Annotated in this window: 13 protein-coding genes; 6 read left to right on the plus strand and 7 right to left on the minus strand. The window is 67.5% G+C overall.

The genetic code is table 11. From position 1 onward, the window contains the following. The first annotated feature begins 13 nt into the window (after nucleotides 1–13). The 5 genes from WS64_RS28140 to WS64_RS28160 all read left to right on the plus strand — a co-directional run bounded on the left by WS64_RS28140 (nucleotide 14) and on the right by WS64_RS28160 (nucleotide 4,660). On the plus strand, nucleotides 14–313 hold the full coding sequence (locus tag WS64_RS28140; protein WP_011547035.1) for a sarcosine oxidase subunit delta: 300 nt from the start codon (nucleotides 14–16) through the stop codon (nucleotides 311–313). Continuing rightward, nucleotides 310–3,321, plus strand: a complete 3,012-nt coding sequence (locus WS64_RS28145) for a sarcosine oxidase subunit alpha family protein (RefSeq protein WP_059575391.1) — start codon at nucleotides 310–312, stop codon at nucleotides 3,319–3,321. Before WS64_RS28140 ends, WS64_RS28145 begins: the two co-directional genes overlap by 4 nt. Beyond that, on the plus strand, nucleotides 3,311–3,943 hold the full coding sequence (locus WS64_RS28150; protein ID WP_060314087.1) for a sarcosine oxidase subunit gamma: 633 nt from the start codon (nucleotides 3,311–3,313) through the stop codon (nucleotides 3,941–3,943). Before WS64_RS28145 ends, WS64_RS28150 begins: the two co-directional genes overlap by 11 nt. After that, nucleotides 3,940–4,380: a dihydroneopterin aldolase gene (locus WS64_RS28155; RefSeq protein ID WP_034186032.1), complete on the plus strand. Its 441-nt coding sequence runs from the start codon at nucleotides 3,940–3,942 to the stop codon at nucleotides 4,378–4,380. Before WS64_RS28150 ends, WS64_RS28155 begins: the two co-directional genes overlap by 4 nt. Nucleotides 4,381–4,444: 64 nt before the next feature. After that, on the plus strand, nucleotides 4,445–4,660 hold the full coding sequence (locus tag WS64_RS28160; RefSeq protein ID WP_226234294.1) for a hypothetical protein: 216 nt from the start codon (nucleotides 4,445–4,447) through the stop codon (nucleotides 4,658–4,660). A gap of 27 nt (nucleotides 4,661–4,687) precedes the next feature. On the opposite strand, the gene WS64_RS28165 is transcribed toward WS64_RS28160, so the two are convergent. The 6 genes from WS64_RS28165 to osmF all read right to left on the minus strand — a co-directional run bounded on the left by WS64_RS28165 (nucleotide 4,688) and on the right by osmF (nucleotide 9,776). Beyond that, the gene (locus tag WS64_RS28165) at nucleotides 4,688–5,374 is read right to left on the minus strand and encodes a lytic transglycosylase domain-containing protein (RefSeq protein ID WP_060968384.1); all 687 of its coding nucleotides are present in this window, start codon (nucleotides 5,372–5,374) and stop codon (nucleotides 4,688–4,690) included. Between the two features lie 158 nt (nucleotides 5,375–5,532). Continuing rightward, nucleotides 5,533–5,928: an NAD(+)--rifampin ADP-ribosyltransferase gene (arr, locus tag WS64_RS28170; protein WP_060968385.1), complete on the minus strand. Its 396-nt coding sequence runs from the start codon at nucleotides 5,926–5,928 to the stop codon at nucleotides 5,533–5,535. A gap of 32 nt (nucleotides 5,929–5,960) precedes the next feature. Beyond that, nucleotides 5,961–6,731, minus strand: coding sequence for an ABC transporter permease (locus WS64_RS28175; protein ID WP_060968386.1), 771 nt, complete (start codon nucleotides 6,729–6,731; stop codon nucleotides 5,961–5,963). After that, complete coding sequence (locus WS64_RS28180) at nucleotides 6,728–7,681, minus strand: ABC transporter ATP-binding protein (RefSeq protein ID WP_060968387.1); 954 nt, start codon at nucleotides 7,679–7,681, stop codon at nucleotides 6,728–6,730. The genes WS64_RS28175 and WS64_RS28180 overlap by 4 nt, the downstream gene beginning before the upstream one ends. Then, complete coding sequence (locus WS64_RS28185; protein ID WP_060968388.1) at nucleotides 7,678–8,856, minus strand: ABC transporter permease; 1,179 nt, start codon at nucleotides 8,854–8,856, stop codon at nucleotides 7,678–7,680. Before WS64_RS28185 ends, WS64_RS28180 begins: the two co-directional genes overlap by 4 nt. Beyond that, complete coding sequence (gene osmF / locus WS64_RS28190; RefSeq protein WP_060968389.1) at nucleotides 8,853–9,776, minus strand: glycine betaine ABC transporter substrate-binding protein OsmF; 924 nt, start codon at nucleotides 9,774–9,776, stop codon at nucleotides 8,853–8,855. The genes WS64_RS28185 and osmF overlap by 4 nt, the downstream gene beginning before the upstream one ends. 166 nt (nucleotides 9,777–9,942) lie before the next feature. Between osmF and WS64_RS28195 the strand changes: the two genes are divergently transcribed. Then, entirely contained in the window at nucleotides 9,943–10,872 is a 930-nt protein-coding gene (locus WS64_RS28195; protein WP_059643829.1) for a 2-hydroxyacid dehydrogenase, read from the plus strand. A 120-nt stretch (nucleotides 10,873–10,992) separates the two neighbouring features. Here the strand turns inward: WS64_RS28195 and WS64_RS28200 are convergent, their stop codons facing one another. After that, nucleotides 10,993–12,096, minus strand: a complete 1,104-nt coding sequence (locus WS64_RS28200; protein ID WP_155720491.1) for a terpene synthase family protein — start codon at nucleotides 12,094–12,096, stop codon at nucleotides 10,993–10,995. Nucleotides 12,097–12,118: the final 22 nt, after the last annotated feature.

Below are 12,118 nucleotides of genomic sequence, written 5' to 3' on the forward strand. Positions count from 1 at the left end.
AGGAGAAGGAAACATGTTGCTGATCGAATGTCCGTGGTGCGGGCCGCGCGCCGAATCCGAGTTCACGTGCGGCGGTGAAGCCGACATCGTGCGCCCGGTGGCGAACGAGACCATGACCGACCGCGAATGGGGCGAATACGTGTTCATGCGCGAGAACAAGCGCGGGCTGCACAAGGAGCAATGGCTGCACACGCAGGGCTGCCGCCGCTGGTTCAAGGTCACGCGCGACACGGTCACCTACGATATCAAGGGCTACGAAAAGTTCGGCGGAGCATCTGCCGGCAACGCACACGAAGAGGGCACGAGCAAATGAGCCAGAAAGACCGCCTCGGCACCGGTGGCCGCATCAATCGCGCGATTCCGTTGACGTTCACGTTCAACGGCCGCACGTACCAGGGCTTCCAGGGCGACACGCTCGCGTCCGCGCTGCTCGCGAACGGCGTGCACTTCGTCGCGCGCAGCTTCAAGTACCACCGTCCGCGCGGGATCGTGACGGCCGACGTCGCGGAACCGAATGCCGTCGTGCAGCTCGAAACCGGCCCGTACACGGTGCCGAACGCGCGTGCGACAGAAATCGAGCTGTACCAGGGCCTCGTCGCGACGAGCGTGAACGCGGAGCCGTCGCTTGAGAACGACAAGTACGCGATCAACCAGAAGCTGTCGCGTTTCATGCCGGCCGGATTCTACTACAAGACGTTCATGTGGCCGCGCAACATGTGGCCGAAGTACGAAGAGAAGATCCGCGAAGCGGCCGGCCTCGGCAAGGCGCCCGAGGTGCTCGACGCCGATCGCTACGACAAGTGCTACGCGCACTGCGACGTGCTCGTGGTCGGCGGTGGCCCGTCGGGCCTCGCCGCCGCGCATGCGGCCGCCACGGCCGGCGCGCGCGTGATCCTCGTCGACGACCAGCGCGAACTCGGCGGCAGCCTGCTGTCGTGCCGCGCGGAGATCGACGCGAAGCCCGCGATGCAATGGGTCGAGAAGATCGAAGCCGAGCTGCGCAAGCTGCCCGACGTGACGATCCTGTCGCGCAGCACCGCGTTCGGTTACCAGGACCACAACCTCGTGACGGTCACGCAGCGCCTGACCGATCACCTGCCGGTATCGATGCGCAAGGGCACGCGCGAGCTGCTGTGGAAGGTCCGCGCGAAGCGCGTGATCCTCGCGACCGGCGCGCACGAGCGGCCGATCGTGTTCGGCAACAACGACCTGCCGGGCGTGATGCTCGCGGGTGCGGTCTCCACCTACGTGCACCGCTTCGGCGTGCTGCCGGGCCGCAACGTGGTGGTGTTCACGAACAACGACCGTGCCTACCAGACCGCGCTCGACCTGAAGGCGTGCGGCGCGAAGGTGACGGTCGTCGATTCGCGCGCGTCGTCGAACGGCGCGCTGCCGGCCGCCGCGAAGCGGCAGGGCGTGACGGTGATGAGCGGCGCGGTCGTCACGGCCGCATCGGGCAAGTGGCGCGTATCGTCGGTCGACGTCGCGTCCTACTCGAACGGCCAGACGGGCGGCAAGATGCAGACGCTGCCGTGCGACCTCGTCGCGATGTCGGGCGGCTTCAGCCCGGTGCTGCACCTGTTCGCGCAATCGGGCGGCAAGGCGTGCTGGAACGACGAGAAGGCGTGTTTCCTGCCGGGCAAGCCGGTGCAGGCGGAAACCAGCATCGGCGCGGCGGCCGGCGAATTCGGGCTCGCCCGTGCGCTGCGGCTCGCGGTCGATGCGGGCGTGGAAGCGGCGAAGGCCGCGGGCTTCGCGGCCGCGCAGCGTCCGGCCGCACCGCAGGTCGCCGAAACCGTCGAAGGCGCACTGCAGCCGCTGTGGCTCGTCGGCAGCCGCGAGGCGGCCGCGCGTGGGCCGAAGCAGTTCGTCGATTTCCAGAACGACGTCGCGGCGGCCGACATCCTGCTCGCCGCGCGCGAAGGCTTCGAGTCGGTCGAGCATGTGAAGCGCTACACGGCGATGGGTTTCGGCACCGACCAGGGCAAGCTCGGCAACATCAACGGGATGGCGATCCTTGCGGGCGCGCTCGGCAAGACGATTCCGGAAACGGGCACGACGACGTTCCGCCCGAACTACACGCCCGTGTCGTTCGGCACGTTCGCGGGCCGCGAGACGGGCGATTTCCTCGACCCAATCCGCAAGACGGCCGTGCATGAATGGCACGTCGAGCACGGCGCGATGTTCGAGGACGTCGGCAACTGGAAGCGGCCGTGGTATTTCCCGAAGAACGGCGAGGATCTCCATGCGGCCGTGAAGCGCGAATGCCTCGCGGTGCGCAACGGCGTCGGCATTCTCGATGCGTCGACGCTCGGCAAGATCGACATCCAGGGCCCGGACGCGGTGAAGCTGCTGAACTGGATGTACACGAACCCGTGGAACAAGCTCGAGATCGGCAAGTGCCGCTACGGGCTGATGCTCGACGAAAACGGGATGGTGTTCGACGACGGCGTGACCGTGCGCCTCGCCGACCAGCATTTCATGATGACGACCACCACCGGCGGCGCCGCGCGCGTGCTGACGTGGCTCGAGCGCTGGCTGCAGACCGAATGGCCCGACATGAAGGTGCGGCTCGCGTCCGTCACCGATCACTGGGCGACGTTCGCGGTGGTCGGCCCGAAGAGCCGCAAGGTCGTGCAGAAGGTGTGCCAGGACATCGACTTCGGCAATGAAGCGTTCCCGTTCATGAGCTACCGCAACGGCACGGTTGCCGGCGCGAAGGCGCGCGTGATGCGGATCAGCTTCTCGGGCGAGCTGGCCTACGAAGTGAACGTGCCGGCGAATGCGGGCCGCGCGGTGTGGGAAGCGCTGATGGCGGCCGGTGCCGAGTTCGACATCACGCCGTACGGCACCGAGACGATGCACGTGCTGCGCGCCGAGAAGGGTTACATCATCGTCGGGCAGGACACCGACGGCTCGATCACGCCGTACGACCTCGGGATGGGCGGGCTCGTCGCGAAGTCGAAGGACTTCCTCGGCAAGCGCTCGCTGACGCGCTCGGATACCGCGAAGGAAGGCCGCAAGCAGTTCGTCGGCCTGCTGACCGAAGACGAACAGTTCGTGCTGCCGGAAGGCGCGCAGATCATCGCGAAGGACACGCAGGTGTCGGCAACCGATCCGACGCCGATGATCGGTCACGTGACGTCGAGCTACTACAGCCCGATCCTGAAGCGCTCGATCGCGCTCGCGGTGGTGAAGGGCGGCCTGAACAAGATGGGCGAGAGCGTCGTGATCCCGCTGGCCAACGGCCGCCGCGTCACCGCGAAGATCTCGAGCCCGGTTTTCTACGATACCGAAGGGGTGCGTCAGCATGTGGAATGAAACGAGAAACCAGGCGCCGGTGGCGGGCGCGGCCGGCGTGACGCTTGAATCGCCGTTCGTCGGCGCGGCCGACGTGCTGAAGGCGCACCAGGCGCGCGCATCGAAGAAGTTCACGCTGCGCGAGCGGCCGTTCCTCGATCTCGTCAACGTGCGCGGCGAGTTGAGCGATCCGGCATTCGTCGCCGCGTTCGAGCGCGTGGTCGGCTGCCGGCCGCCCGCGACGCCGAACACGGTCGCGCGCGGCGCCGAGTACGACGTGCTGTGGCTCGGGCCCGACGAATGGCTCGTGCGGTCGAACGGGCCGGTTCAGGCCGGCGTGCTCGAGGCCACGCTGGCGGAAGCCGTGCAGGGCTTGTACGCGGCGGCCGTCGACGTCGGCAGCGGCTACACGGTGGTCGAGATCAGCGGCGAACGCGTGCGCGACGTGATCGCGCGCGGCTGCCCGCTCGACGTGCATCCGCGCGTGTTCAAGCCGGGCCAGTGCGCGCAGTCGCACTACTTCAAGTCGCCGATCACGCTGATCCCGACCGGCGACGACTCGTTCGAGATCGTCCTGCGTCGCAGCTTCGCCGACTATTTCGTGCGCATCATGCTCGACGCCGCGGCGCCGCTCGCATCATGAAGCCGTTCGACGAACCGTTCGTGGCGATCGACGCGCCGCGCCTGCGCGGGCGCGGCTGGAGCGTGTTCGTCGACGAACTGAAGGTGCCCGCGCGGATCGGCATCCATGCGCACGAGCACGAGGCGCCGCAGCCGATCGTGATCGATGCGCGGCTCGGGTATCGCTGCGAGCCGAGCGAGCAGGGCGAGTGGATCGACTACGACGGCTATTGCGCGCGCGTCGCGTCGTTCCTGTCGCACAAGCCGCATACGCGGCTGCTGGAGACGCTCGTTGCGGATATCGCGGTGCTGTCGTTTCGCGAATGGCCGGCGCTGGAATCGCTGACGCTGTCGGTGTACAAGCCGAAGATCCGGCCGGGGACGAAACGCGTCGGCGTGTCGCTGGACTGGACGCGCGGCGATTACCTGCGGTGGACGGGAGCGGCGGGGCAGCTTTGATCGAAGGGGGCTGGATCAAGGCACGAGGGAGGTGATCCGGTGACTCCATGGGGCGGCGGCGCGAATGCGCCGCCGCACTCGTTTGTCTCGGCTCGAGAACGGCCGTGCCGTGGGGCTCGACAAACTGTTCAAGATACTGGACGGCCTCGGTCTCAATCTGCTCGTCGTACCCAAACGCGAAGTACCGGTCGCGCGCAGCGCATTGCGCGATCACGCGACGGCGCGCGTCACCGTCCCCGAGCCGAACGAGGGCAACAGTTACGCCCGAGATCAACGTTGAACTTTGCCGGCATCAGCCTGCATGCACTTACTTCGCGTTGCGGTTCACGGCGGGCGCAGGGCCGGACGGATCGCTGACCGGCACCATGTGCGCCTTCCCGTCGTTCACCGTATTCGGGCTTTTCGCGTCATCATCGGGTTCGAGCACGAACCGGAACGAATCGACCCGCTGCATGACCTTCGCCGCATATGCACTGGATCCGCCGCTGTAGCTCTTCAGCCCGGCCAGCACGTTGCCGCCGGCCGCTTTCACGTAGCCCGACAGGATCCGCGAGCCGACTTCGACGTTCGCATTCGGCTCGGTGAGATCCTTCACGTCGCGCAGCATGCCACGGTGCGCGGACGGCACGACCTGCATCAATCCGGTCGCGCCATGCTGGCCGCGCGCTTTTTCCTGGAAGCGCGATTCGATCGAAATAATCGCGTAAACGAGTGCCGGCGGCAGCGAATATTTCGTCGCGGTCACGCTCACGATATCCGCGAGCTTCGCGGCCTTTTCTCTTGCGACGCCGAATTTCTTCGTCAGGTAGGTGGTGATGCGGCGGTTTGCTTCGTTAGGCTGATCGTTGGCGTTCGCGAGCGGCGCGGAGGCGACGGTCGGCGCCGATGCCAGCGCGTCGGGCGCGGACGCAGGCACTGCGGGCGCCTGCTGCGCCGCGGCCTGTTGCGCAATGCCGAGCGAGAGCACGATCAGCCAGAAAAACCGTCGTCGCATGGTGGAGTGCGGGGAAATGGGAGGCGCATAGTATATCGGCCAATTGCCCCCGATGTTCGAGCGCCGGTTCGAATGAAAGCACGCTGTAGGCTTGTGTCGATTCGGGCGGGCCGGCAAGCCGATCGTTGCGCGGACACGCATCGCAGTCCGCACGAACGCTAGTTGATGATCTCGCCCATGCCGGTTTCGATGCGGCTTCTGAGCTGCTGGATGAACTCCGGATCGTAGGGTTCCCAGCTATCGAGTTCGCCAACGATCTTCAGCGGCGATGTGCTTCGATACGATCGCGTCGGATTGCCGGGGAATTTCTTGTCCGTGACGTTCGGGTCGTTTTCGAATTCGCCGGTAGGCTCGACGATGTAGACCCGCGGCCGGCCTTCGCCTTTGGCCATTTCCGCCGCCAGGCCGGCGCCTTTGGGCAGCGCCGTGAAATAAACGTGATTCATCACGACGTCATCGCGATAATTCGATCTGAAGCCTGCCGTCAGCAAGTCGCCGATCCGCAAATCCGCCTTCGTGCCATGAAAAAACGGGCCGGTGTCCAATGCAGTCATGGCTTCTCCTTCGAAACATTCCGCAACGGTTTCTAGGCGCGCCGCGCGCTCGCCATCCGCGCAATCGCGCCGATCGCATCGCTGACGAGCACCGCGAGCAAGCCGACGATCACGCCGCCTTGCAGCACGAACGCGGTGTTCGACGTCTGCAGGCCCGCGATGATCACGTCGCCGAGCCCGCGCGCGGCGACCGTCGAGCCGATCGTCGCGGTGCCGAGATTGATCACGACGGCGAGCCGGATGCCGTTGACGATCACCGGGAACGCGAGCGGCAGCTCGACGGACACCAGTTGCTGCCACCCGCTCATCCCCATTCCGCGCGCGGCGTCGACGACGTCGCGCGGCACGTCCTCGAGCCCCGCGATCATGCTTTCGAAAACCGGCAGGAGCCCGTACAGCACGAGCGCGATCAGCACGGGTTTCAAGCCGAAGCCGACGGCCGGCACGGCCAGCGCGAGCACGGCGACCGGCGGGAAGGTCTGGCCGATATCGACGACGCTGCGCGCGACCGGCAGGAAATCCGCGCCGAACGGCCGCGTGACCGCGATGCCGGCCGTGACCGCGACGATCGTGCCGATCAGGCTCGACAGTGCGACCGTGCCGAGATGCGCGAGCGTGAGATCGAGCAGGCTCGCGCGATCGTAGATCACCGGCGCGCCGTTGTCCGCGAACGGCGCGAACAGACCTTGCAGCCACCCGGGGCGCAACAGCAGCACGAGCAGCAGCGCGAGCGCGGCCGCGCGGGCGACGTACGCGGGAAGCGAAGGCTGCCTGGGGTGCATGCTGCTGCCGGGCGCCGTCATGCGGGCTTCCTCGCGTGCGAGCGGATCGCGTCGAGCGTGATGCGGCGAGGGCCGTGTGCGTGACGGTTGCCGTCGGCCGTATCGTCGACGGGCAGCGCATCGACACCGCGCCACAACAATTCGGACACCGCATCGCGCAGCGTGCGCGTCGCGGCGATCGGTTCGCCGTCGGCATGACCGGCTTCGGCAACGGCGTCGATCGGCGTCAGCGCGAGCAGGCGCAGCGGCCGATCGACGCCCGCGACGAGCTGTTCGACGACACCGGCCGCCGGCTTGCCGAGAATCTCGGCCGGCGTCGCGACCTGCAGCAGCCGGCCGCCGTCCATCACCGCGATCGTGTCGCCGAGCTTCAGCGCTTCCTCGATATCGTGCGTGACGATCACGACCGTGATGCCGAGGCGGCGCTGCAGCGCGAACAGGTCGTCCTGCGCCTTGTTGCGGATGATCGGATCGAGCGCGCCGAACGGTTCGTCCATCAGCAGCATCGCGGGCTCGGCGGCGAGTGCGCGCGCCACGCCGACGCGTTGCTGCTGGCCGCCCGACAGTTCGTGCGGCAGCTTGCCTGCGAACTCGGCCGGCGCGAGATGGAACAGATCGAGCAGTTCGTTCACGCGCGCGTCGATGCGCTCGGCCGGCCAGCCGAGCAGGCGCGGCACGGTCGCGATGTTGCGCGCGACGCTCCAGTGCGGAAACAGCCCGTGCCCCTGGATCGCGTAGCCGATGCCGCGCCGCAACTGTTCGGGCGCGACGCTTGCCGTATCGACGCCGTCGATGCGGATCGTGCCGCTGGTCGGCGCGATCAGCCGGTTGATCATGCGCAGGAGCGTCGACTTGCCGCTGCCCGATGCGCCGACGAGCGCGGTGATCGTGCCGCGCTGCACCGTCAGCGATACGTCGTCGACGGCGACCACTTCGCCGAAGCGTTTGCCGACCCGTTCCATCTCGATCATTCTGCACGTCCCTTCGCGAGCGACGTCGCGGCTTCGAACACGACGGCGGCCGCCAGTGCGAGCGCGATCGTCGGGATCGCGCCGAGCAACACGAGATCGGCGGCCGATTGCCCGATCCCCTGGAAGATGAAGGTGCCGAATCCGCCGCCGCCGATCAGCGCGGCCACCGCGGTCAGGCCGATGTTCTGCACGAGCACGATGCGCACGCCGCTCAGGATCACCGGCAGCGCGAGCACGAGATCGACGCGCAGCAGCCGCTGCATACGTGTCATGCCCATCGCGCGTGCCGCTTCGGTCACGTGCGGCGGCACCTGTTCGAGCCCGACCACGACGCTCGATGCGATCGGCAGCAGCGAGTAGAGGAACAGCGCGAGCACGGCCGGCGCGACGCCGATGCCGCGGATGCCGAGCGCGGCCGCGAGCGGCACGTGCGCGGCGAGCAGGCCGAGCGGCGCCATCATCAGCCCGTACATCGCGATGCTGGGGATCGTCTGCACGACATTGAGCACGGGCATCGCGATCGTGCGCACCGTCGCGATGCGCGTGCAGGCGATGCCGAGCGGCACGCCCGCGACGAGCGCGGCGGCGACCGAGCCGCCGGCGAGCGACACGTGACGGATCGCTTCGCGCCAGAAATCGTCGCTGCGCACCGCGTATTCGCGCATCACCGAGAGGCCGTCCCACCAGCCGCTCGCGAGCGGCATCGAAACCGCCGCGATCGCGACGGCGAGCGCGGCGAGCCGCCGCCACGGGCCGAACGCGAGGCGCGCGAGCGCATCGGCGATGAGCACCGCCCACGCGAACAGCAGCAGCCAGACGCCGGCGTCGGGCGACACGCGGGCCAGCATGTCGTCGGGCGCGACGACGTGCGCCGCGGCCGCGCCGATCGCGTACGCGAGCGTCGCGAGCCCCGCGCAGCCGGCCGCGAGCCGCCACGCGGGACGGCTCGCCGTCATCACCCACAGCGCGCCGACGGTCCACAGCGCGGCGAGCGCGGCGCCCTGCATGGCGGGCAGCGCGGCGAACACCGACAGCCCGGTGCCGGCCGCGATCCGGTTCGGTCGCAGCACCGCGAACGACAGGCCGAACACCGCGACGAGCGTCAGTACACCGATCAGGACACCGACCTTGTCGAGCGTGATGCGCCGCGCGGACGCCGCCGCGCGGCCCGTCATTTCACGAAACCCTTCGCTTTCAGATAGCTTTTCGCGACGCCGGCGGCCGGCTCGCCGTTGAGCTGGATGCGGGCGTTCAGCGATTGCAGCGTCTTCAGGTCGAGGCTCGCGAACACGGGCTTCAGCAAGTCGGCGATCTGCGGATGCGCTTTCAGCGCGGCTTCTCGGATCACCGGCGCCGGCGCGTAGACGGGCTGCACGTGCTTGTCGTCGTCGAGCACCGCGAGGCCGCTCGATGCGATGCCGCCGTCGGTGCCGTAGACCATCGCGGCGTTCACGCCGTCGGTCTGGTTCGCGGCGGCCTTGATCGTCGCGGCCGTGTCGCCGCCGGACAGCACGACGAGCTGCTCGGGCTTCAGCTTGAAGCCGTACGCCTTCTCGAACGACGGCAGCGCCGACGCGCTGTTCACGAACTCGGCCGAGGCCGCGAGCTTCACCTTGCCGCCGCCGGTCACCCACTTGCCGAAATCGGAGAAGGTCTTCAGGTGCTGCGACTGCGCGACGGGCGCGAGCAGCGCGACGCCCCACGTGTTGTTCGCGGGCGCCGGTGCGAGCCACACGAGATGGTTCGCCGCGTAGTCGAGCTTCCTGGCGGTGTCGTAGCCTTGGCTCGCGTTCTTCCATACCCGGTCGTCGGCCTTGTTGAAGAAGAACGCGGCGTTGCCCGTGTATTCGGGGTAGATGTCGATCTCGCCGCTCGTGAGCGCCTTGCGCACGATCGGCGTCGTGCCGAGCGCGATCTTTTCGGTGACGGGAATGCCGTGGGCCTTCAGCACCTGTGAAATGAGGTTGCCGAGCAGGTTGCCTTCGGTGTCGATCTTCGACGACACCACGACGGGCGTGTCGGCATGCGCGCCGGACGCGACGATCGCGGCGGCGAACGCGAGGCCCAGGATCCGGGCGGGCAGGGCGAGCTTCATCGGGGCCAATCTCCAGGACGGGGGCGTACGCCGAAAGTTACTTGACTGAGCCGGCTTTGGCAAACCGCGTGCGGCCGCGTGTCCACAGAAGGTGTGGGGATAACCCGCATCCATTGTGCGGGCTTGTTACACTGAAATTCACTCCCGCCTGCGGACATTTGCTGACATGAAGCCCGAGCTGCTGGTCCTCATCGCGCTGCGCGGCGACGCGCATCGCGAGATCGCCGCGTCGTTCGACGTGCGTTACGCGCCGACTCCCGATGCGCGCGAACGCGCGATCGCCGAGCACGGCAGCACGATCCGCGCGGTGCTGACCAACGGCAGCACGGGGTTGAGCGCCGCGGAGATCGACCGGCTGCCGCGCGTGACGTTCGTCAGCGCGCTCGGCGCGGGCTACGAGCACATCGACGTCGTGCATGCGAAGGCGCGCGGCATCACGGTGGTGACGGGCGCCGGCACCAACGACGATTGCGTCGCCGATCACGCGTTCGCGCTGCTGCTGGCGGCGGTGCGCAACGTCGTGCAGCTCGATGCGAAAACCCGCGCGGGCGTGTGGCGCGACGGGCTGTCGATGCCGCCGAACGTGTCGGGCAAGAAGCTCGGCATCGTCGGGCTAGGCAAGATCGGCGAGAAGTGCGCGCGTCGCGCGGCCGGCTTCGACATCGAGATCGGTTATCACAACCGCTCGGAGAAACCGGTGCCGTACCGCTATTTCGACCGGGTCGACGCACTCGCGCAGTGGGCCGATTTCCTGATCGTCGCGACGCCGGGCGGTGCAGGCACGCGGCATCTGATCGATCGCGCGGTGCTCGACGCGCTCGGCCCGGGCGGTTTCCTCGTGAACGTGTCGCGCGGCAGCGTTGTCGATACCGCTGCTTTGGCGGACGCGCTGCGCGAACGGCGCATCGCGGGCGCGGGGCTCGACGTGTACGAAGGCGAACCGGCGCCGCCGCGTGCGCTGACCGATCTCGACAGCGTCGTGCTCACGCCGCACATGGGCGGCTGGTCGCCCGAGGCGCTCGATCGTTCGGTGCGGCAGTTTCTCGACAACGCGGCGCGGCATTTCGCAGGGCAGCCGGTATTGACGCCGGTGTAGGCGGCGATCGGTGTTGCCGGTGCGAAACGCGGTCGCGCCGGTCGCGAGACGGCGTGGTTCGGACCGCTTGCACGCCTTGCAGGCCCTCGTGAACCGAACCCGGCTCCGTCATCGATCGAATCAGCTTGCGGGGCGGCCGCCCGCCAGATCCGCGGCCGCCACTTCATCGGTGGACGGTAGCGGCCCAATGGTCACCTCGCCCGAAATGAACCGTTTTCCTTTGAAATCCCTGCCGTGGTAACGCGTGCTGATCGCGTGAAATTCGGCATTGCCGGACGCCAGATGCTCGAGTTCGGTCACGTAGGCGCGCACATCCGCGTCGTCTCCGAGCGGGCCGGCGAGGACGCGGTCGCGCGCGGCGATCAGGTTGCGTTCGTTCTCGGCAACCAGCGTGGCCAGCTTGTTCAGCGCGTCCTGGAGCGTCAGGCCGTCGCGGTACATCAGCAGCCAGACGGAATTGACCGAATCGGCGATATGAATCTCTTTCCGGAATGAATACGGGTCGTTGACCAGCGTGATCGAATCGATGGCGGCCGTTCTCATTTCCGCCAGCGACCGGTCGGCGGCCAGGTGGTCGGTCATGTCCACGTCGATCGCGTATTCCGTCATGATGGCTGCCCATTCCCCGTAATTGTCGATGCGCCGCATCTCCAGATAGGCGTCGAACGTGAGCTCGTCCATCTTCAAGGCCAACGGATCCGTCTGCCTGACGATCAAGGTACGCAGCGATTCCTCCAGCCGTTGCCAGACGCGGGGCTTCGACGCCAACTGTGCCTTGACGGGCAGCAGCCCCTCGTACAGCAACTGCGCGATCGGGGCGCTGTCCGGCGGGCGCACGCCGGCGATCGCGTCGAAGTAATGCTGCCGCAACGTCGCGCGCCTGTGCGCCTGGTCCAGCATGTCGGGGTTGGTGATGGTGTCGTCGATCAGCGTGGTGATGCTCATCATCCGTTCCAGATCGTAGATCCGGTCGTCTCGCGTGTGCGGGTAGCACAGGCCGCCGAATGACGGCATGCTTTGCGCCAGATAATGTTCGACCGCCTTCTGGCTGCCGTAGTACGCGAGGATGTACGGGCTGTCGGTGAGCGCGATTCGGCGTTCCGCCTCGTCGTGGCGCGGATGCCACATGGGCTTCAATTGCAGATGGAAGTCCGGGTGGAAGATTTTTTCCCCCGGCTTCGGCAGGCCAGGGAGATCGCGAACGAAGTTGGGAATCTCTTTCATGGCGGATTCTCGGGCTCAAGGT

It is taken from the genome of Burkholderia anthina, assembly GCF_001547525.1.
GTDB lineage: Bacteria > Pseudomonadota > Gammaproteobacteria > Burkholderiales > Burkholderiaceae > Burkholderia > Burkholderia semiarida.

Excerpts from the sequence above, each read along its gene's own strand:
- WS64_RS28140 (WP_011547035.1), top strand. The coding sequence starts at position 14 with ATGTTGCTGATCGAATGTCCGTGGTGCGGGCCGCGCGCCGAATCCGAG.
- WS64_RS28145 (WP_059575391.1), top strand. The coding sequence starts at position 310 with ATGAGCCAGAAAGACCGCCTCGGCACCGGTGGCCGCATCAATCGCGCG.
- WS64_RS28150 (WP_060314087.1), top strand. The coding sequence starts at position 3,311 with ATGTGGAATGAAACGAGAAACCAGGCGCCGGTGGCGGGCGCGGCCGGC.
- WS64_RS28155 (WP_034186032.1), top strand. The coding sequence starts at position 3,940 with ATGAAGCCGTTCGACGAACCGTTCGTGGCGATCGACGCGCCGCGCCTG.
- WS64_RS28160 (WP_226234294.1), top strand. The coding sequence starts at position 4,445 with ATGCGCCGCCGCACTCGTTTGTCTCGGCTCGAGAACGGCCGTGCCGTG.
- WS64_RS28165 (WP_060968384.1), bottom strand. The coding sequence starts at position 5,374 with ATGCGACGACGGTTTTTCTGGCTGATCGTGCTCTCGCTCGGCATTGCG.
- arr (WP_060968385.1), bottom strand. The coding sequence starts at position 5,928 with ATGACTGCATTGGACACCGGCCCGTTTTTTCATGGCACGAAGGCGGAT.
- WS64_RS28175 (WP_060968386.1), bottom strand. The coding sequence starts at position 6,731 with ATGACGGCGCCCGGCAGCAGCATGCACCCCAGGCAGCCTTCGCTTCCC.
- WS64_RS28180 (WP_060968387.1), bottom strand. The coding sequence starts at position 7,681 with ATGATCGAGATGGAACGGGTCGGCAAACGCTTCGGCGAAGTGGTCGCC.
- WS64_RS28185 (WP_060968388.1), bottom strand. The coding sequence starts at position 8,856 with ATGACGGGCCGCGCGGCGGCGTCCGCGCGGCGCATCACGCTCGACAAG.
- osmF (WP_060968389.1), bottom strand. The coding sequence starts at position 9,776 with ATGAAGCTCGCCCTGCCCGCCCGGATCCTGGGCCTCGCGTTCGCCGCC.
- WS64_RS28195 (WP_059643829.1), top strand. The coding sequence starts at position 9,943 with ATGAAGCCCGAGCTGCTGGTCCTCATCGCGCTGCGCGGCGACGCGCAT.
- WS64_RS28200 (WP_155720491.1), bottom strand. The coding sequence starts at position 12,096 with ATGAAAGAGATTCCCAACTTCGTTCGCGATCTCCCTGGCCTGCCGAAG.